This window comes from Microbacterium shaanxiense (assembly GCF_054779995.1).
Genome location: NZ_BAAGXE010000005.1, coordinates 107361 through 126963 on the forward strand (window position 1 = coordinate 107361; position 19603 = coordinate 126963).

Here is a 19603-nt window from a genome sequence, read left to right on the forward strand (position 1 = left end):
TCAGGGTCAGCGGAACAGGCTCGCCGAGTACTGATCGGCGTCCGAGTACTGCGTCGCCGCAGACCCGAGGGCCGCGCTGATCGACTCCAGCACCTGTTCGACGTGCAGTTGAGCCGCGCTCCACTGATCGCTGCACCCCTGGAACGCGACGGATGCCGCACCGGTCCACGACGACTGCAGCTGCGTGAGCTGCCCCTTCAGCGCGAGCGATTCACTGCGCAGCCTCTCCATGGTTGCGCGGGTGGCACCTGTGGCGGCGAAGACCGCGTCGGTGTCGACGGTGTAGACGGACATGGGAACTCCTCTCATCGGAGCCCCGACACTACGAGGACGAGAGCGCCGTCGAGGGGGCGGAAAGCCGCATCGGTGGAGGATCGCGCCGATGGCCCCGCAGTGCAGAAGCAGTCAGATCGAGTCGAGGTCGAGGCGCTCGAGCGGCTGCGTGTCCTCCAGCAGATGCTCGGGCGTCGCATGCGCCGGAGCGAGCGGGAATGTCACGGTGAACGTTGCTCCGCCGCCCCGAGTCTCATCGACGCGAACCGTCCCGTGCAGGGCGGACACGATGGATGCGACGATCGCGAGGCCGAGTCCCGATCCGCCGGTCTCGCGTGCGCGCGAGGTGTCGGCGCGCCAGAAGCGTTCGAAGATCTGCTCGCGGATCTGCGGCGGGATGCCCTCGCCGTGGTCGACGATCGCGATGCTGCCGGTACCGGCGGCGCGGTCGGAGTCGACGACGAGTTCGATCGGACTGTCCTCCTTCGAGAACCGGCGGGCGTTGCCGAGCAGATTCGCGACGACCTGGCGCACCTTGTTCTCCTCGCCGAGGATGATCGGCGGTGTCCGCACCGGTGTGTCCCTGGCCTCAGTGAAGTCGATCTCCGGCCGCTCCGGCTCGGCGTTGCGCGGACGGCGCCGCAGTCGCGCGAGTGCCCCGGTGCGGGTGCGGCCGGTCGCGGTCGTGGTCGTCGTCGGATGCGGGGACTGCGCCGGTTGCGGCGCCACGGCCACGGCATCCGCGGTCCTGTCGATGACCGTGATCGTGCGGCCGGGTGCGGCCGCACGGAGATCGAGAGCGGCGTCCCTGGCGACCGGGCGCAGATCGAGCGGCGCGATCTCGGGCTCGCGCTCCTCGTCGAGGCGGGCGAGGGCGAGCAGATCCTCCACGAGCACACCCATCCGGATCGCCTCCTTCTCGATGCGCTCCATCGCCCTGGCGGTGTCCTCCTCGCCACGGATCGCGCCCATCCGGTAGAGCTCCGCGTAGCCGCGGACGCTCACGAGCGGGGTGCGCAGCTCGTGGCTCGCGTCGCCGATGAAGCGACGCATGTGCTGCACCGTGCGGTCGCGCTGGGCGATCGACTGGTCGATGCGTTCGAGCATGGTGTTGATCGCGAAGTTGAGGCGTCCGACCTCGGTGCTGGGTTCGAGATCGGTCAGGCGCTGGCTGAAATCGCCCGAAGCGATGAGCATGGCCGTCGACTCGACCTGGCCGAGACGACGGAACGTGAGGGTGACCAGACCGCGGATCAGGAGTGCCGCGATCAGGATCGTCACCAGTGCGACGGTGGTGTACACACCGAAGTAGGTGGCGATGATGCTGTCGGCCTCTTCCAGCGGGAGCGCGACGTACTGCACGTAGAGCGTGCCGGCCGGCCCGTCGCTGACCACGACAGCACCGTGGAAGGCTCCGCCGTCCTCGCCCTGCAGCGGGATCCCGGTCTCCTCCTCCTGCGCATGCGCCTGAGCGATGGTCATCGTCTCCGGGAACACCGGCCGCTCGGAATCCGCCGTGCCGCCGGCCTCGGCGAGTCGCGTGCCGTCAGCGGAGTAGATCGAGAAGTAGTAGTCGGATGAGCGAGGGGCGTTCTCCGATGGCGAGAGGTCGAGGGCGCCGTCGACGAGCTCCACGTTGAACCAGCGGCTGGCCAGGTCGCTCGTGACCAGAGACGGCAACTGCGCGTCGATGTTGCTGATCAGGGAGTTGCGCAGCAGCGGAACCGTGCCTATCCCGGCGACCACGAGACCCAGCGCGAGCACGGCGACCGTGACACCGGTGACCTTGGCGCGGAGGCTGATCTGCCGCCACCAGCCGGTGACCGCGTCAGGCTTGTGCCCCATGAGGCTCCCTTTCGAGGGTTATTTCCCCACCTTCAGCATGTAGCCGAAGCCGCGCTTGGTCTGGATGACGGACTCTTCGGTGTGCGGGTCGATCTTCCGGCGCAGGTACGAGATGTAGCTCTCCACGATGCCCGCATCGCCGTTGAAGTCGTACTCCCACACGTGGTCGAGGATCTGCGCCTTCGACAGGACGCGGTTCGGGTTGAGCATGAGGTAGCGCAGCAGCTTGAACTCGGTCGGGCTGAGCTCGATCGGCTCCTTGCCGACGAACACGTCGTGGGTGTCCTGATCCATCGACAGCTCGCCGGCACGGATGATCGACTCCTCATCCGCCTGCATGGTGCGGCGGAGGATGGCCTGCGCGCGGGCGACGATCTCGTCGAGCGCGAACGGCTTGGTGACGTAGTCGTCGCCTCCGGCGTTGAGGCCCTCGATCTTGTCCTGGGTGTCGTCCTTCGCCGTGAGGAAGAGGATCGGCGCGGTGAATCCGGCGCCGCGAAGGCGCTTGGTCACGCTGAACCCGTTCATGTCGGGAAGCATCACATCGAGGATGATGAGGTCGGGTTCCTCCTCGAGCACTGCGGAGATCGTGGCGGCGCCGTTGGCGACCGTCTTCACCTGAAATCCGGCGAAGCTGAGACCCGTGGAGAGCAGGTCGCGGATGTTCGGCTCGTCGTCGACGACCAGGATGCGCGCATCAGTCATGTCCCCATTATGGTGACTTCGCTGATGCAGTGGCTGGATATCCGTCGGATCGGCGGATCAGCCGGCCCGACGATCAGGCCGCCGCGAGAGCGTCCGCGTCGAGGATCGTGTAGCTGTAGCCCTGCTCGGCGAGGAAGCGCTGGCGGTTCTGGGCGTAGTCCTGGTCGACCGTGTCGCGCGCGATGAGCGTGTAGAAGCTGGCCGTATGACCGGATTCCTTCGGGCGCAGCAGCCGGCCCAGGCGCTGGGCCTCTTCCTGGCGTGAGCCGAACGAGCCGGACACCTGGATGGCGACCGATGCCTCAGGCAGATCGATCGAGAAGTTCGCGACCTTCGACACCACGAGCAGTTCGATCTCGCCCTCGCGGAACTGGCGATACAGCTCTTCTCTCTCATCCACGGGCGTCGCACCGGTGATCTGCGGCGCATTCAGCGATTCGGACAGCGTCTCGAGCTGGTCGAGGTACTGGCCGATCACGAGGATGCGCTCGCCCGGATGCTTCGCGATCAGCTCCCGAACGGCGTCGATCTTCGCCGGAGCGGATGCCGCGAGACGGTAGCGATCCTCATCGGTGGCCGCCGCGTACTCGAGACGGTCGTAGGCGGGAAGGTCGACGCGCACCTCGTAGCAGGCGGCGGGGGAGATGAAGCCCTGCGCCTCGATCTGCTTCCAGGGTGCGTCGAAGCGCTTGGGGCCGATCAGGCTGAACACGTCGCCCTCGCGGCCGTCCTCGCGCACGAGCGTGGCGGTGAGCCCGATGCGGCGCCGCGCCTGGAGGTCGGCGGTGAGCTTGAACACGGGCGCTGGCAGAAGGTGCACCTCGTCGTACACGATCAGGCCCCAGTCCAGGGCATCCAGCAGCGCGAGGTGCGCGTACTCGCCCTTCCGCTTCGCGGTGAGGATCTGATAGGTCGCGATCGTGACCGGCTTGACCTCTTTGACCTGACCGGAGTACTCGCCGATCTCGTCTGCCGTCAGGCTGGTCCGCTTGATCAGCTCATCGCGCCACTGCCTGGCCGAGACGGTGTTGGTGACGAGGATGAGGGTCGTCGTCTTGGTCGCGGCCATGGCGCCGGCGCCGACGATCGTCTTGCCGGCGCCGCACGGCAGAACCACCACGCCGGAGCCGTCCTTCGAGAACGCATCGACCGCATCCTGCTGGTACGGGCGCACCCGCCATCCGTCCTCGGCGAGGTCGATGTCGTACGGGGTCCCGGGCGTGTAGCCGGCGAGATCCTCCGCCGGCCAGCCGATCTTCAGCAGTTCCTGCTTGATCTGGCCGCGTGCCCATGCGTCGACCGCGTAGCGATCGGGAGCGGGGTGGCCGATCAGCAGCGGCTGGATGCGCTTGTTGTTCGCGACCTGGGCGAGCACCGCAGGATCGTTCGAACTGAGGATCAGCACGCCCTCGTCGTCGCGTTCGATCACCAGGCGGCCGTATCGGTTCACGGTCTCGCGCAGATCGACCGATACCGACGGCGGCACGGGGAAGCGCGACCAGCGATCGAGCGTCTCGAGCATGTCTTCCGCGGTGTGGCCGGCGGCGCGGGCGTTCCACAGGCCGAGGCGGGTGATCCGGTAGGTGTGGATGTGCTCGGGGGCGCGTTCCAACTCGGCGAAGATCGCCAGTTCGTGCCGGGCGCTCTCCGCATCCGCATGCGCGACTTCGAGCAGAACGGTGCGGTCGCTCTGGACGATCAGTGGGCCATCAGACATAGCTGACCAGTCTACCGCGCTCGGGTGTCACGGGCTCGACGTCGTCGGAGCGGGCGGTGACGGATCGAACACCCGCGCCGAACGGATGCTCTTGACGGGCAGCGTGCGCTCGACGTCCGCGGCACGATCCCGACCGCGCAGCCGGCCACCACCGAGTCCGCTGGCCTCGAGAAGGAACTCGCGCGTCGAGCCGTCAGGCATGCCCACCTCGACGACCAGCACGGCCTTGGTGCGCACAGCCGCTTCGAGTTCGCGGTCGAGCCACGCCGCATCCGCATCCGGTCCCTGGTGATCGCGGAGCCGTGCGATGAGCGCGTCGTACGACGGCGGCTCGTGCATCTCCGCCGGCGGTGCGGGGTTCCGGTCGACGACCTGCGGTCGCCCGTCCGAGCCCACGATCGTGGCCGGGTAGCGCGCATCGGTCAGCGCCCAGTACACGGTGTCCCGCCCCACCCTCGACGACAGGCCGGAGGCATCGCGCGACAGGCCGAGGGGGCGCAGCGACTGATCGACGCCCATCGCGTCGAGCAGCGTGACATCGGTGCTGGCGACTCTCGTGCGCTCCGTCTGCGGATCGGTGAACACGCGCACGAGTCCGTGGCGTTGGGCGGTCTGCGTGACAAGGTACTCGAGCGGCTGGGGTATCCCCGTCAGCGAGAGCTGCTCGAGGAACTCGAGGATGGACGCTGCCGTCTCCCCGGCGGCGAGCGCGTGCGAGACGGACTCGCTCGTGAACCGGTAGGACGAGGCCTGTGCAGTGGACTCGCGTGCCGCGATGCCCCGCAACCGCACGTCGAGTGCCGGCGCGAGCGGACCCGGGGCGATCGCGGACAGATCGTTCTGCAGGAAGATCCGGTCGACCTCGGCGGGGAGCAACCGCTGCAGTTCGGAGATCTCGGCGGGGCGCCCTTCGCGGATGGGCGCCGCCCAGGTCGGCTCGCTGTCCTGCTCGGCGATGAGACCGAGCAGGTGAGCGCGGTCGCGGAGCGCGGCGGATCGCTCGCTCCAGGACGGATCCCACGGATGCTGGTGCTCCCACGACCGCACCGGCAGCCACCCGCCGGAGTCGTTGCGCAGCCCGCGGGGGAGCGCGACGCGGAAGGCCTCGCTCAGGCGGGTCCACCGTTCGAGGGCCGTGAGTCGGAGCCAGCTCTCACCGAGCGCGGTGAGGCGGAGCAGCCGATGCGCCGTGGTCACGAGCGCGGCATCCGCCGCGAGTGCCACGAGCGCGTCGATGTTGTCGAGCGCAAGACCGGCATCGAGCAGTCGCCGCTTCTCGCCGGCGGCGAGGCTCCCGCTGGTCAGGAGCGCCAGTGGGGTCTCCCTCGCCATCATGAGCAGATCTGCGAGCGCCGAGACACTGGTGAATGCGCGTTCAGCGGCGTGCGCCTCCGCGATATCCGAGGCCGGCACCGCATCCTCCGGTGCGGGCAGCGCGGGAAGCTCGCGAGCGCTCACGGCGTCGACGACCGGCGGATACGGTGTGCCGTCCGGGCGCAGCAGCGCCAGCGCGACCAGCGCGGCGCTCTCCTCCGTTGCAGGGGCTCCGGCGACGGATCCCTCGCCGCCGTCCGTCGTGCGTGCGACCGCGCGGTGCAGCTGCGTCGCCTCCTGCAGAGTCAGTCGCGGCAGCATCCGCTCGATGGATGCCGTCTCGAGCAGCTCCTCCGCGGCGTCGAAGAAATCCGACCACGATGAATCGGGCCGCACTCCGCGCGCCTCGAAGAGGGCGGACAGCTGCGAATCGCTCGCAGCAGCCAACCACACAGCGAGCGGGCGGGCATGCGTGCTCATCGTCAGGAGCGCTTTGCGGCGCGTCCCTTCCTCACGAAGCTCATCACGAGCAGCGCGATGATCATCGCGAACGCGATCGGCAGACCGTACGGCGGGATCGCCACGATGACCGGCCAGACGCCCTCGGAGAACGACGCCTGCGTCATTCCGGTGGCACTGCCGATGATGATCGCGAAGAAGCAGATCACGGAGAGTGCGGCGAGCGTCAGCGCCGTGAAGGCGAGGATGCGATCCAGGCGGCGGACGGGAACGTCCGGTCCGGAATTCTGCGTGCTCATCCGTCTCAGCCTAGTCCCTCCAACACCGGTAGGCTGGGGGTGGACGCGTACGAGCGCGCCTTCTTTTCCGCACCATCACACAGCGAGGTTCTCCATGCCCACCGGCAAGGTCAGGTTCTACGACGACGAGAAGGGCTTCGGCTTCATCGCCAGCGATGACGGCCAGGATGTCTTCCTCCACGCCTCCGCTCTGCCCGCAGGCGCGACGGTCAAGCAGGGAGCCCGTGTCGAATTCGGCGTCGCCGACGGCAAGCGCGGTCTGCAGGCGCTGTCAGTGCGAGTGCTCGAAGCACCCGTGAGTCTCGCGAAGGCGAAGCGAAAGCCCGCCGATGACATGGCGATCATCGTCGAGGATCTCGTGAAGCTCCTCGACAGCATCGGCGGTGACCTCCGTCGTGGTCGTTACCCGTCCTCCAGCCACGGTCGCAAGATCGCCGCGATGCTGCGCAAGGTCGCTGAGGACCTCGATGCCTGATGCCGACGCACGCCTGATCGGCGCGCATGATCTCGCGCTCGCGGCGCTGCACGAGATCACTCCCGCCTCGACCGTCGGCCCCGCGGCCGGCTACCTCGTGGAAGACGACGGTTCGGTGTCGCTGCGCTTCGAGAACCGACTGCCCGGATATCCCGGCTGGTACTGGACCGTCACCGTCGCTCGCGTGGACGACGCGGAGCCGACTGTCCTCGAAGCGGAACTGATGCCCACCGACGCCGCCCTCCTCGCGCCCGAGTGGGTGCCGTGGGCCGAGCGCCTCGCGGAGTACCGCGCGCACCAGGTCGAACTCGCCGAGCAGGCGGCAGCCGCTGCCGAGGGCGGCGAGACGGCGGATGTCGAAGATGCGGACGACGACGCCGATGATGAGGACGACTTCGACGATCACGTCGTCGACGACGACGATCTCGATGACGACGACGATGACGAAGACGACGATGATGACGCCTCAGAGCCGCGCGCTCTGCATGCGGGCGACCTCGACGGCGTCGACATCGATGAGCTCGACGATTCCGCCGCGGATGACGATTCCGACGACGACGACGATTCCGACGACGATTCCGACGAAGAGGAATAGGCCGCAGGGTGACCCGGCCCCGCGCCGGAATCAGGCTCCGGTGTTCGCCAGGACGTAGTCGATCGAGCGGATGAGCTGACGGACGTCGTCGGGCTCGATCGACACGAAGGTCGCCACGCGCAGCTGATTGCGTCCCAGCTTGCGGTACGGCTCGGTGTCGACGATGCCGTTCGAGCGCAGCGTCTTCGCGATCGCCGCCGCGTCGACGGTCTCGTCGAAGTCGACCGTCACGACGACGGGGGATCGGTGCGCCGGGTCTGTGACGAACGGCGTCGCCACGGAGGATGCCTCCGCCCAGTCGTACAGCGCCTGCGAGGATTCCGCCGTGCGCGCTCCGGCCCAGGAGAGACCGCCGCTCTCGTTGATCCACTTGAGCTGGCTGTCCAGCAGATGGAGGGTCGTCAGCGCCGGCGTGTTCAGCGTCTGGTTCAGACGTGAGTTGTCGACGGCGTTCTTCAGGCTCAGGAACTCGGGGATGTACCGGTCGGATGCGGCGATCCGCTCGATCCGCTCGATGGCGGCCGGCGACATGACGGCGAACCACAGCCCACCGTCGGAGCCGAGGTTCTTCTGCGGCGCGAAGTAGTAGACATCCGCCTCGCTCACATCGATGTCGATGCCACCGGCGGCGCTGGTCGCGTCGATCACGGTGAGGGCGCCGTCGGCGTGAACGCGGGCGACCGAGGCGGCGACACCTGTCGAGGTCTCGTTGTGCGGCCAGGCGTACACGTCGACACCGTCGACGATCTCTGCGGTGACGAGAGAGCCGGGTTCGGCAGTGCGGACGTCGGGCGCTTCGAGCCACGGTGCGGCGGCGGCCTTGGCGAACTTTCCGCCGAACTCGCCGAATGTGAGGTTCTGGCTGCGCCGCTCGATGAGACCGAAGGCCGCAGCATCCCAGAACGCGGTCGATCCGCCGTTGCCGAGGACGATCTCGTACCCCTCGGGAATGCGGAACAGGGACGCGAACTGCTCGCGCACGCTGCCGACCAGGTTCTTCACCGGCGCCTGACGATGCGAAGTGCCCAGGATGCCGGCCCCCGAAGTGACCAGCGCCTCGAGCTGCGCTGCGCGCACCTTCGAGGGGCCGCAGCCGAAGCGGCCGTCTACGGGCAGGAGGTCACGGGGAATCTCGATCGCCATGCGTCGATTCTAGGGGCGCGAGCGGACGCCGTTTCTCCGTGTGACCCGCTCCGACGCCCACGCGAGAATGTAGGCTTGCCTAAGAAGACCCGGAGGGCCTAATGACGGACTTGATCGACACGACGGAGATGTATCTCCGCACCATCCTCGAACTCGAAGAGGAGAACATCGTTCCGCTGCGCGCGCGGATCTCCGAGCGGCTCGGTCACTCGGGGCCCACGGTCTCGCAGACCGTCGGCCGCATGGAGCGCGACGGTCTCGTCGTGGTCTCCGAGGACCGCACGCTCGAGCTCACGGATGCAGGCCGCCGCAAGGCCGTAGACGTGATGCGCAAGCACCGTCTCGCTGAGCGGTTGCTCTCCGATGTGATCGGGCTGGACTGGGCATTCGTGCACGAAGAGGCCTGCCGCTGGGAGCACGTCATGAGCGAGCAGGTGGAGCGCCGGCTCGTCGAGCTTCTCGGGCACCCCACCGAGTCGCCCTACGGGAACCCGATCCCCGGTCTCGACCAGCTGGGCGACATCCCCGCCCGTACGTTCGACGACGGGGTCGTCGGTCTCGTCAAGCGGCTCACCGCGGCGGGCGAGCCGATCGAGGGCACTGTCCGGCGTCTCGCCGAGCCCGCCCAGGTCGATCCGGAGCTTCTCGAGCAGCTCCGCGATGCGGGCGTCGTGCCCGGTGCGCGCGGCAACTACCGCTTCAGCGAGGGATACGTGCTGATCCAGATGGACGGCATCGACGAGGGCCTTGAGCTGCCCGTCGAGCTCGCCTCGCACATCTTCCTGGTGGGCGAGCCGGCCTGACAGGACTCGGCTGCGACGCCGGAACGCGCCTTTCGGGGGATTGCCAGCGTCTCAGGGTGACAGAATCGTTATCTTCCGGTAACCTCGGACAGGTCGTCAGTGAAGAAGCCCGCTGATGGCATTCCCGCGAAGATCGCCTCACCGGCTCGTCCTCTCCGCGGACAATCCGCACAGAATGCCATCGAGTAGGTGGCACGAGTAGCAGAGTGAAGACGAGCCAGCGCACCCGAGCGTCGAGGCACTGGAGGATTCCCTTTTGGCCGCAGATATCGAACCGACCGCGAACACATCTGAAAAGTCTCTGAAGCGCAGTCGCACCGGCGCACCTCGCGACGTCGCGCGAAAGATGATCAAGCCGATGCGGTCGATCGCCATCTTCGGCGCGGTCGGCGCACTCGTCGCAGCGGTGGCGTTGCCCGCATACGCGGCATCCTCGACGCCGGTCGACGCGACAGCCACCCTTCAGCAGGTCGCCGCCGACGACTCTCAGTCCCTCGTCGTGGCCTCTGCCGCGACATCCGCTCCGCTCGACCGGTCGAAGTACAGTGCGACCACGCAGGAGGAGATCGACGAGAAGAAGGCCGAGGAGGCCGCTGCCGCGGCCGCCGCGGCTGCCGCTTCCCGAGCTGCCGCAGCCGCTTCGTCCGGTGCATCCGGTGGAAGCATCGACATCGGAAGCTACGCGCTCGTCTCGCCGGGATCCGGCGAAGTCCGATACCCGCTGCCGCGGGGCTCGTACACCGAAGGCCGCACGACGGTCGGCCCCGACAGCGGCGGCCACGACGGCGCAGACATGCTCGCCCCGGCAGGCACGCCGATCTACGCGGCAGCAGCAGGTGTCGTTCGTGTGTCGTCCGAGAGCTACTACGGCTACGGCGTCGCCGTCGTGATCGACCACGTCATCGGCGGTCAGGCCGTTTCGACGACGTACGCGCACATGACGAACGGAACGCGCCAGGTATCGGCAGGGCAGACGGTCGCGGCCGGACAGCTCATCGGCGGGGTCGGCAGCACCGGAAGCTCCACCGCGAATCACCTCCACTTCGAAGTGCACGTCAACGGCAGCATCCTCGAGCCGTACTCCTGGCTCGCAGCCAACGCGGGCTGAGCCCTCCGAGCCGATTCACGACCCGACACGGGTCTGAGTGTTAACCCGGCGTTTCGTCATCCTTCGGTGCGATGGGCTAATCTGATCCCGTCGTCGCACGGACGGGAGAAGCCGATGGAACGAATACCGAGCATCCGCACCATGGATGCGCTCGGTCGTTACGTCCTTCGGCATCGCCCGCAGGGATGCACCGATGTTGTCGTGTGCGAAAGGCGCTGTCTCTGAGACGGCGCCTTTTTTCGTCCCTGCGCAGATTCTGCTGTTCGAGTGACGTCGTGTGATTCGAGAGTGCCGGGAAGCCGTCCCGGCGGATCGAGAGGATGACGATGCGCACACTAGTTCTGAACGCCGGGTACGAGCCGCTCGCGGTGGTGTCCTTCAAACGAGCCCTGGTGCTCGTGATGAATCAGAAGGCCACCGTGGTCGAACGCGTGGAAGACGATCCCGTCTGGGGCGCGCGTGGTCCGTACGACCGTCCGGCCGTCATCATCCTCCGCAGATACGTGCGGCTGCCGATGAGCAGGCGCGTGCCGGTGACCAGGCGTGGAGTCCTGCGGCGCGACAACCACCGCTGCGGTTACTGCGGCAAGGCAGCGTCGACGATCGATCATGTGCTGCCGCGCTCGCGCGGGGGAGCGGATTCATGGGAGAACCTCGTCGCGTGCTGCTTGCGCTGCAACAACGTCAAGAGCGACCGCACCCCGCAGGAGATGCGCTGGGAGCTGCGCTTCGCGCCGCGTCCTCCGCACGGTACGGCCTGGACCGTACGAGGGACGGAGCGCAGCGACCCGTGCTGGGAGCCGTACCTCGCACTGGCTGCGTGACAGCGGCCACCGGCGCACATGGATAGACTTGTCTGGCCAGCCTCTGTAGCTCAATGGAAGAGCAGTTGCGTCCTAAGCAAACGGTTGGGGGTTCGAGTCCCTCCAGGGGCACCGAGTTCTCATGGTGATCAGACATAACGACCTCGCTGACGATCCCGAACGGACACAATGAGCGTGCCAGAGCAGTCCCACCTCTCCGAGCCATCGCGCCGCACGGTCATGAAGGGTGCCGCATGGTCGGTGCCCGTCATCGCTGCGGCGGTGGCGACCCCGCTCGCCGCCGCCTCCGTCATCGACGCGGGGGCTTTCGCACTCCGCGGCAGCTGTGGGATTCTCGACCTCCTCGGCCCTGGCTTCACCTTGGAGGCCGGTCCGACCACGCCGCTGCCCGTCGGTACGACCGTGACGATCACCGGTTCAGGCATCGCGAGCATCGGCGTCTTCAGCGTCAGCGGCGGCACAGCCGTCGTCGCGGTCCTCTCGAGCACGAGCCGCCAGGTGACCCTCACCACACCGCTGCCCGCGGGGGCGACGATCGCCTTGCGCACGACCCTGTCGATCACGGTCGCGTTCCAGCTCAACGCGGTCGTGACGCTTCCGCCCGGCTACAGCGGCTCCGGCGCGAAGACCGCCGCCAACGTCAGTTCCACGCTGATCCTCTGCTCAGCCCGCTGAGGAAAGCGGGAGGGGTCAGTCGGTCTCCTCGTCCATCTCCGTCTGCGGGCGACCGATGATCCCGATGCCGACCGCCTCATGACTCGGCTCCGGTTCTGATCTCTCCGGAGCCTTGGGCGCTTCGTCGGGCGCCTTCTCCGTACTCGGCTCCTGCAGGTCATCCGTCGTCGGCTCCTCCGAATCGTCCGGCGGGGCCGGTTCCCCGGGCTTGTTCGCCGTCGTGGTCTCCTGATCCTCCGTGCGCTCGCGCTCGGGAGACTCACCCGGATCCGTCTGGGCGTCCATCACGCGCCTCCATCCTCTCGATCTTCGCCCTCGGCCTGCGAGGGGTGACCGAGGCGCTCGGGATCCGGATGCCCGTCGGGACTCGCGGGATCCTCGCCCTCCGCCTGGGAGGTGTGGCCGGCGCGGGACGGATCGGGATGCGTCCCGCCTCGGGAGCCGGCCTCGTCGTCGGGGTCGACGGATCGCCACTCGCCCTCGGCGCTCGGTGCTCGATCCTCTGAGTCGTCGACCGGCGCCGGTTCGACTTTCTCCGGGCGCAGGCCCTGATCCTCGATGCCGCTCATGAGCTGTCCATCCTCTCGATCGATGTGGGACTGCCACGCTAGGCCCCGGGCCTTCGAGACACGACCCGCTTGACCGGAAGGATGCTCCGCGTTATACGCATACGATGAACAGGTGCAGATCATCGACACCCTCGGTGCGGTCGGCGAGGCGATGTCGTGGATCGGACTCGGTGTCGGCATCCCGCTGCTCGTCATCGCCGGCATGGTCGCGCTCGCCGAGGGGCACTGGGATCGCGTCGACATCGCCGTCGTGGAGCGCGACGGGGTCGCAGTCGCACGCTGGTTCGCCCGCGGGGACTTCCATGAACGACCCCTCCGGGAGTCCGAACTGACGGCGGATGACTGGCACAGCGGCTACGTCAGCACCAGGAACCCGGAGAACGCACGGATCCATCCGCCGATGGGCAGGCGCCTGCTGCTCACGCTCGGCATCATCTTCACGGCCGCCGGCGTGATCGGCTTCGTCGTGTCATTCCTGCCGGCCTTCGTCTGAGCAGGCGGGCCGCCGGGCTCGGCGTCAGTCCTCGCCGCGGCCCAGTTTCGACGGCCACCAGATCCGTCGCCCGATGTCATAGCTCAACGCCGGAACGAGCAGGGATCGCACGACGAACGTGTCGAGCAGCACTCCGAACGCGACGATGAAGGCCAACTGGACTAGGAACAGGATCGGGATCACCGACAGCGCGGCGAAGGTCGCGGCGAGCACGAGTCCGGCTGACGTGATCACGCCGCCAGTGATGGAGAGCCCGCGCAGCACGCCCTGCCTGGTGCCGTGCGCGATCGACTCCTCGCGCACACGGGTCATCAGGAAGATGTTGTAGTCGATGCCGAGCGCGACCAGGAACACGAAGCCGTAGAGCGGCACTGCGGGATCCGCGCCGGGGAAGTCGAAGATCCCGTTGAACACGAGTGCGGAGACGCCCATCGCCGTGCCGAAGGAGAGCACCGTGGTCAGGATCAGCAGCACCGGCGCGAGGATCGAGCGCAGCAGAAGCATCAGGATCAGCATGATCACGACGAGGATCACGGGGATGATCAGATTGCGGTCATGGATCGAGGCATCGTTCGTGTCCACTGAAGTCGCCGTGACACCGCCCACAAGGGCATCGTCGTCGGCGAGCTGGACGCGGATGTCGCGAACCGTGGATGCTGCGGCGTCGGAGTCCGCGGCATCAGTCAGCGTCGCCTGCAGCATGACGTCGCCGTCGACGACGGTTGGCTCCGGCGCGGGGGTGCCGGGAGGACCCACAGCGGAGATGCCGTCGGCCGTCACATTCGCGGTGCCGCTGGGGGAGTCGGATGCGGTGACGGCGACAGCATCCACGCCGTCGTGCGCGAGCAGCACGTCGGCGACGTCCTGAAGGGAGCCCTCGTCCACGACCACGTATGCGGGGCTTCCCGAACCGCCGGGGAAGTGCTCGCCGAGCGCCACCTGTCCGTCGCGGGCCTCTGATTCACCGATCACGAGATCGGACTGCGGCACTCCGACCGCGTCGAGTTGTGTGACGCCCACGGCTCCCGCCAGCAGCACGAGCGTCGTCGCGATCCAGATCAGGCGAGGTCGCCTTCTGATCAGCCCGGCGAGCTTCGCCCACAGGCCCTTCGTCGGCATGCCGCCTTCGGCGGCCACGACGTCCGGCTCGAACGCCGGTCTGCGCGGCCAGAACACCGCGCGTCCGAACAGGAGCAGCATGGACGGCAGCAGCGTGAGCGCGGAGAGCATGGCGAAGACGATGCCGATCGCGGCGACCGGGCCCAGTGTGCTGTTGGACTTCAGATCGCTCAGCAGCAGGCAGAGCAGCCCAGCGATCACCGTCCCGCCGGACGCGAGGATCGGCTCGAACGACCCCTTCCACGCCGCGAGGACCGCGGCGCCTTTGTCGTGCGTGACGCGCAGCTCCTCGCGGAAGCGGGCGACGAACAACAACGCGTAGTCGGTCGCCGCGCCGATCACGAGGATGAACAGGATGCCCTGCGTCTGACCACTGAGCAGCAGCACCTCGGCCTTCGCGAGCCACCAGACGGTGAGCAGCGCGACGCACAGGGCGAACAGGCTCGTCGAGAGCACGACGATGGGCAGCAGCAGCGATCGGTACACGAGGATCAGGATCACGAACACGGCCAGAAGCGCCACGCCGAGCAGCAGTCCATCGATCCCGGAGAACCCGGCTACGAGGTCGGCGCTGAATCCGGCGGGCCCGGTGATGTAGACGGTGACACCGTCCGGCGCCGCCTCCTGCAACTGCGCACCGAGCGCCTGCGCGGTGTCGGCGAGTTCTGCATCGCTCCGGATCGGGATGAACGCCTGAGCGGCGAGGCCGTCATCCGAGGCGATCGCGGGGGAGACTTCGTCGCTGATGCCCTCGAGCTCGGGTGCATCGGCCACGGCATCCGTGATGCTCTCGAGCTCTGCGTCGGTGAGCTCCTCCGTCCCGACGAACACCGCGATCGCCGGGATCGAATCGCCTTCGTTGAACTCGCCGAGCAGCTCCTGAACCTTCGTGGCGTCGGCAGACGAGGGAAGGTAGCTGGTCTGGTCGTTCGAGGACACCTCGTCGACCTTGCCGAACAGGGGGCCGCCCAGACCCGCGGCGATGAGCCAGGCGAGGATGAGTACGACGGGGATGAGCACGCGGACCCAGGAGCGGCGCCGCACGCGGACGCGCTCGGTCGGACTGCTGTCGTGAACCATGTCATCCCCAATATCGCTAGCCAGGCGAGAATAAACCTTAGCATGTAAAGAGATGAGGAGATAGCATCGACCTCATGCCCGCATCCGACGACGCCGAACCGAGGCCGTTCGCCTCCGGTACGGAGATCTACGACGTCGACGTAAGTGATCCCGCAGGCGAACTCGTCGATCGTGCGGGGATGGCGCCGCAGGACATCCGTGAGATCAGTGGACTGATGCAGGCGCTCGGCGGGCTCCGTGATGCCGAGCAGAAGCTCTCCGAGGCCTCACTGCGCTACATGAAGCTCAATCAGACCGACATGCGGGCGCTGCACTTCCTGATCGCGTGCGAGAATCGTGGCACCACGGCCACACCGGGCGGCATATCAGCGCACCTCGGCATCTCGACCGCCTCGACGACGAAGCTGCTCGATCGACTGGAGCGCGGGGGGCACATAACCCGCTCCGCGCATCCGACGGACCGGCGCGCGCTGGCGATCGCGATCACGCCCGCCACGCGGCGTTCTGCCATCGAGACGGTCGGCAGGCAGCACGCGCGACGTTTCATCGCTGCCGCGCGGTTGACCTCCGAGGAGCGGGAGACCGTCCGACGATTCCTCGTGGACATGACGACGGAGATCGCCCTCGGCGATGTGCCGTGGGCGATCTCCGAAGAAGAGTGATCGGGGTCGTTCGACCGGTCAGTGCGCGGCGCGGTACGCGTCGACGATGCTCCCGGGGATGCGACCGCGCTCGGAGACCGAGTGGCCGTTCGCATTCGCCCACTCGCGGATCGCCGCCGTCTCGGGTGATCCGGCGGAGCGCTTCCGCGACGCGCCGCCGCGAGTGGAAGACGTCGCGGACGAACGACGGGCTGCAGAGATATACGGCTCGAGCGCTTCACGGAAAGCGTCGGCATTCGCGGAGGTCAGGTCGATCTCATATGCAGTGCTGTTGAGAGAGAAATGGACGGTCTCGCCTTCTCCGATTCCCAGAACGGTTCCATCGAGATCGTCTACGAGTTGATGCACAATACGTCGGGCCATTCCGTCAGCTTACGCGCGAAAGAATGCATCGACAATCATTTCGACAGCAATGGAATTCGCGTCCGAGCCATGGCGTGAAAGCGTCGACGTCATGGACGCTGCGTATTCAGAAGAATTCAGGGGAGCAATCCGGCTCGCCGAGCGCGGGCGACAGCCGCGTGTCTTGTCGATGCGTCCAGCTTCGACATCGCCGTACCGAGATAGGCCTTGACCGTTCCCTCACGCAATCCGAGCTGGGCGGCGATCTCGGCGTTGGTCCCTCCGAGCGCCGCGCACGCCAGCACATCGGTCTCGCGGCGGGACAGGTGCACGGTCGGAACGGGAGCGGTGGTCACCCGGGGCTCTTCACCGGACACGGTGAGCAGCCGCTTCTCCAGTCGGGACAGTCTTTCGCGCACTCCGGCATCCGTGATCTCCGCGGAGATGCTGCGCAGTTCGGCATAACTCTCCCGCAGTTCCTCCAGTCGGGAGGAGGAGAACTCCTGCGGGCGAGGCGAGAGCGTGCGCATGCGCCGTTCGACCTCGTCGCGGATGCGTAGTTCGGATGCCACGGATTCCGCGACCGTCATAGCCGGGGCCGTGCTCACGCCTCCGACCGGCGTCTCCTCCCACGCGCCGGCGTAGAGCACCCCGCGAGAACGACCGCCGACCACGATCGGGATCGCCAGGAGTGTGCGCAGTCCCTCTCCGAGGACGAAACCGTCGTAGTCGTGGGTGATCTGCTGGGATGCGCCGTAGTCGCTGGTCATGCGCGGGCGCCGTTCCGTCATCGCACGCCCGCCCAGACCGCGTTCCGGGCGTACCCGCAGTCCTTCCAGGCTGTGCGTGCGATTGCCCACGATGCTCGTCACCGAGACGACGCCGTCTTCGATGAGTCCGCCGAACGCGACGGGGAAGCGGGTGCGACGAGACAGCTCGCGCACCGCATGAGCGACGAGATCTGCTTCGTTGTCCAATGTGACCGTGGTGCTCACCGAAGTACCTACTTTCGGGGGTGACGATGCCGTTCCCCGTTTCGTAGCGTCGACCCTACCACCCGCGCGGCACCGCTGCGCGAGCTCCCCGACATGTGGCAAGGAGGCCTCATGACCGACCGAATCGACTCTGAACCGGCAGGTGGAATCGACTACATCGCCGTCGAGGAATCACCGAGATTCCGGCAATTGAAGAAGACGCAGCGCTCATTCATCTTTCCTATGGCCGCTTTCTTCCTCATCTGGTATTTCGCCTATGTCCTTCTCGCGGCTTTCGCGACGGATTTCATGGGACAACGCGTGTGGGGCGATATCACCATCGGCCTGCTTCTTGGGCTCGGACAGTTCGTGACGACTTTCGCCATCACGATGGCATACGTCTCCTTCGCCAATCGAAAACTCGATCCCAAAGCGCAGGAGATCCGTGAAGAACTCGAGAAGGCGGAGGCCGGCGCATGAATGTCACACCCATGGCCGCCACGGCGACCGCTGACAACAATCCCATTCTCAACATCGCGATCTTCGCGGCTTTCGTCGCAGTGACCCTCTTCATCGTCATTCGGGCAAGCCGCAACAACAAGACCGCGGCCGATTACTATGCGGCCGGTCGTTCATTCACAGGGCCGCAGAACGGATTCGCGATCGCCGGAGACTATCTCTCGGCCGCATCCTTCCTCGGCATCTGCGGTGCGATCGCGGTGAACGGCTACGACGGCTTCCTGTACTCCATCGGATTCCTGGTCGCGTGGCTGGTCGCGCTCCTCCTCGTCGCGGAGCTCATGCGCAACACCGGGAAGTTCACGATGGCGGATGTACTCTCCTTCCGTCTCAAGCAGCGCCCCGTACGGATGGCCGCCGCCATCACCACGCTCGCGGTCTGCTTCTTCTACCTCCTCGCGCAGATGGCCGGAGCAGGCGGACTCGTCTCGCTGCTGCTCGGCATCGACGGCCGGCTCGGGCAGTCGATCGTGATCGGCGTCGTCGGAGTGCTGATGATCGTCTACGTGCTCATCGGCGGCATGAAGGGCACCACCTGGGTGCAGATCGTGAAGGCCGTGCTGCTCATCGCCGGCGCAGTCGCCATGACGATCTGGGTCCTCGCACTGAACGGTTTCAGCCTGAACACGCTGCTGGAAGCCGCCGTCGAGAAGTCGCCGGCCGGCGATGCGATCCTCGCTCCCGGACTGCAGTACGGCGCCAACCCCTGGGACTTCCTTTCGCTGGGAATGGCGCTTGTGCTCGGAACCGCTGGCCTGCCGCATGTGCTCATGCGGTTCTACACCGTGCCGACGGCGAAGGAGGCGCGGCGTTCGGTGGTGTGGGCGATCTGGCTCATCGGCGGGTTCTATCTGCTGACGCTCGTGCTCGGCTACGGCGCGGGTGCGCTGGTCGGCGCAGAGGTCATCCAGGCCGCGCCGGGAGGCGTGAACTCGGCGGCACCGCTGCTGGCGCAGCATCTGGGCGGCCCGATCCTGCTGGGCTTCATCTCGGCGGTCGCCTTCGCGACGATCCTCGCGGTGGTCGCAGGGCTCACGATCACCGCGGCGGCCTCGTTCGCGCATGACATCTACGCGAACATCATCCAGAAGAACCGCAAGAACTCCGACGGGACCGCTGCCGATCCCGACCCGAACGGCGAGGTCAGGGTCGCCAGGCGCACAGTGGTCGTGATCGGCATCCTCGCGATCCTCGGCGGGATCGGAGCGCAGGGGCAGAACATCGCCTTCCTCGTCGCGCTCGCCTTCGCGGTCGCTGCGTCGGCGAACCTGCCGACGATCCTGTACTCGCTGTTCTGGCGCCGGTTCAACACCCGGGGCGCGGTGTGGAGCATGTACGGCGGACTCGGGTCGGCGATTGTGCTCATCGTGTTCTCCCCGGTGTTCTCGGGGTCGGAGACCGCGATGATCCCCGGAATCGACATCGTGCTCTGGCCGCTCAACAATCCGGGCATCGTCTCGATCCCGCTCGGATTCCTCCTGGGGTGGCTCGGCACGATCACGAGCCGCACGCTCGAGTCGCCGCAGCTCGCGGCGGAGATGGACGTGCGCTCGCTCACCGGCTTCGGGGCGGAGAAGGCGACCGAGCACTAGTCCCGCCCGATCGTCCGA

The 19603-nt window shown here is 67.2% G+C and carries 22 protein-coding genes and 1 tRNA gene; 11 read left to right on the forward strand and 12 right to left on the reverse strand.

Annotated elements, in window-relative coordinates:
* Positions 1–6: 6 nt before the first annotated feature.
* The 6 genes from ACYVG2_RS16840 to ACYVG2_RS16865 form a co-directional block, all read right to left on the reverse strand.
* Positions 7–294 (reverse strand): WXG100 family type VII secretion target, encoded by a 288-nt coding sequence (locus ACYVG2_RS16840; protein WP_448967492.1) that lies wholly within the window; start codon positions 292–294, stop codon positions 7–9.
* A gap of 111 nt (positions 295–405) precedes the next feature.
* Positions 406–2118 (reverse strand): sensor histidine kinase, encoded by a 1713-nt coding sequence (locus tag ACYVG2_RS16845; RefSeq protein ID WP_460782047.1) that lies wholly within the window; start codon positions 2116–2118, stop codon positions 406–408.
* A gap of 18 nt (positions 2119–2136) precedes the next feature.
* Positions 2137–2823, reverse strand: a complete 687-nt coding sequence (locus ACYVG2_RS16850) for a response regulator transcription factor (RefSeq protein WP_033106665.1) — start codon at positions 2821–2823, stop codon at positions 2137–2139.
* A 73-nt stretch (positions 2824–2896) separates the two neighbouring features.
* Entirely contained in the window at positions 2897–4540 is a 1644-nt protein-coding gene (locus ACYVG2_RS16855; RefSeq protein WP_448967494.1) for a DNA repair helicase XPB, read from the reverse strand.
* 27 nt (positions 4541–4567) lie between these two features.
* Complete coding sequence (locus ACYVG2_RS16860) at positions 4568–6334, reverse strand: helicase-associated domain-containing protein (RefSeq protein ID WP_460782048.1); 1767 nt, start codon at positions 6332–6334, stop codon at positions 4568–4570.
* Between the two features lie 2 nt (positions 6335–6336).
* Complete coding sequence (locus tag ACYVG2_RS16865) at positions 6337–6612, reverse strand: multidrug ABC transporter ATPase (RefSeq protein WP_460782049.1); 276 nt, start codon at positions 6610–6612, stop codon at positions 6337–6339.
* Positions 6613–6706: 94 nt separating this feature from the next.
* Here ACYVG2_RS16865 and ACYVG2_RS16870 point away from each other — a divergent pair, with 94 nt between their 5' ends.
* Entirely contained in the window at positions 6707–7087 is a 381-nt protein-coding gene (locus ACYVG2_RS16870; RefSeq protein ID WP_448967497.1) for a cold-shock protein, read from the forward strand.
* Positions 7080–7682, forward strand: coding sequence for a DUF3027 domain-containing protein (locus ACYVG2_RS16875; RefSeq protein WP_460782050.1), 603 nt, complete (start codon positions 7080–7082; stop codon positions 7680–7682). The genes ACYVG2_RS16870 and ACYVG2_RS16875 overlap by 8 nt, the downstream gene beginning before the upstream one ends.
* A gap of 30 nt (positions 7683–7712) precedes the next feature.
* Here ACYVG2_RS16875 and serC read toward each other — a convergent pair whose 3' ends face one another.
* Entirely contained in the window at positions 7713–8825 is a 1113-nt protein-coding gene (gene serC / locus ACYVG2_RS16880) for a phosphoserine transaminase (RefSeq protein ID WP_460782051.1), read from the reverse strand.
* A gap of 101 nt (positions 8826–8926) precedes the next feature.
* Between serC and ACYVG2_RS16885 the strand changes: the two genes are divergently transcribed.
* The 5 genes from ACYVG2_RS16885 (at position 8927) to ACYVG2_RS16905 (ending at position 12235) form a co-directional block, all read left to right on the forward strand.
* A complete protein-coding gene (locus ACYVG2_RS16885; RefSeq protein WP_448967500.1) occupies positions 8927–9628 on the forward strand; it encodes a metal-dependent transcriptional regulator in 702 nt (233 codons plus the stop codon).
* Positions 9629–9986: 358 nt separating this feature from the next.
* Positions 9987–10736 (forward strand): M23 family metallopeptidase, encoded by a 750-nt coding sequence (locus ACYVG2_RS16890; RefSeq protein ID WP_460782052.1) that lies wholly within the window; start codon positions 9987–9989, stop codon positions 10734–10736.
* 326 nt (positions 10737–11062) lie between these two features.
* On the forward strand, positions 11063–11560 hold the full coding sequence (locus ACYVG2_RS16895; protein ID WP_460782053.1) for an HNH endonuclease: 498 nt from the start codon (positions 11063–11065) through the stop codon (positions 11558–11560).
* A 39-nt stretch (positions 11561–11599) separates the two neighbouring features.
* A tRNA-Arg gene (locus ACYVG2_RS16900) sits at positions 11600–11671 on the forward strand.
* A 63-nt stretch (positions 11672–11734) separates the two neighbouring features.
* Complete coding sequence (locus ACYVG2_RS16905) at positions 11735–12235, forward strand: hypothetical protein (RefSeq protein WP_460782054.1); 501 nt, start codon at positions 11735–11737, stop codon at positions 12233–12235.
* Positions 12236–12250: 15 nt separating this feature from the next.
* On the opposite strand, the gene ACYVG2_RS16910 is transcribed toward ACYVG2_RS16905, so the two are convergent.
* Positions 12251–12520, reverse strand: a complete 270-nt coding sequence (locus ACYVG2_RS16910; RefSeq protein ID WP_460782055.1) for a hypothetical protein — start codon at positions 12518–12520, stop codon at positions 12251–12253.
* Positions 12520–12804, reverse strand: coding sequence for a hypothetical protein (locus ACYVG2_RS16915; RefSeq protein WP_460782056.1), 285 nt, complete (start codon positions 12802–12804; stop codon positions 12520–12522). The genes ACYVG2_RS16910 and ACYVG2_RS16915 overlap by 1 nt, the downstream gene beginning before the upstream one ends.
* Positions 12805–12916: 112 nt before the next feature.
* On the opposite strand from ACYVG2_RS16915, the gene ACYVG2_RS16920 reads away from it, so the two are divergent.
* Complete coding sequence (locus ACYVG2_RS16920; RefSeq protein WP_460782057.1) at positions 12917–13297, forward strand: hypothetical protein; 381 nt, start codon at positions 12917–12919, stop codon at positions 13295–13297.
* A gap of 24 nt (positions 13298–13321) precedes the next feature.
* Here the strand turns inward: ACYVG2_RS16920 and ACYVG2_RS16925 are convergent, their stop codons facing one another.
* Complete coding sequence (locus ACYVG2_RS16925; RefSeq protein WP_460782058.1) at positions 13322–15496, reverse strand: MMPL family transporter; 2175 nt, start codon at positions 15494–15496, stop codon at positions 13322–13324.
* Positions 15497–15570: 74 nt separating this feature from the next.
* Here ACYVG2_RS16925 and ACYVG2_RS16930 point away from each other — a divergent pair, with 74 nt between their 5' ends.
* Entirely contained in the window at positions 15571–16158 is a 588-nt protein-coding gene (locus ACYVG2_RS16930) for a MarR family winged helix-turn-helix transcriptional regulator (protein WP_460782059.1), read from the forward strand.
* 18 nt (positions 16159–16176) lie between these two features.
* Here ACYVG2_RS16930 and ACYVG2_RS16935 read toward each other — a convergent pair whose 3' ends face one another.
* Together ACYVG2_RS16935 and ACYVG2_RS16940 are read right to left on the reverse strand one after the other, a co-directional pair.
* On the reverse strand, positions 16177–16521 hold the full coding sequence (locus tag ACYVG2_RS16935; RefSeq protein ID WP_460782060.1) for a histone-like nucleoid-structuring protein Lsr2: 345 nt from the start codon (positions 16519–16521) through the stop codon (positions 16177–16179).
* 116 nt (positions 16522–16637) lie between these two features.
* Positions 16638–17495 carry a LuxR C-terminal-related transcriptional regulator gene (locus ACYVG2_RS16940; protein WP_460782061.1) on the reverse strand — a complete coding sequence of 286 codons (858 nt, stop codon included), beginning with the start codon at positions 17493–17495 and terminating at the stop codon, positions 16638–16640.
* 111 nt (positions 17496–17606) lie between these two features.
* On the opposite strand from ACYVG2_RS16940, the gene ACYVG2_RS16945 reads away from it, so the two are divergent.
* Both ACYVG2_RS16945 and ACYVG2_RS16950 read left to right on the forward strand, forming a co-directional pair.
* Positions 17607–17954 carry a DUF485 domain-containing protein gene (locus ACYVG2_RS16945; RefSeq protein ID WP_448967511.1) on the forward strand — a complete coding sequence of 116 codons (348 nt, stop codon included), beginning with the start codon at positions 17607–17609 and terminating at the stop codon, positions 17952–17954.
* Entirely contained in the window at positions 17951–19585 is a 1635-nt protein-coding gene (locus tag ACYVG2_RS16950; RefSeq protein ID WP_460782062.1) for a solute symporter family protein, read from the forward strand. The genes ACYVG2_RS16945 and ACYVG2_RS16950 overlap by 4 nt, the downstream gene beginning before the upstream one ends.
* Positions 19586–19603: the final 18 nt, after the last annotated feature.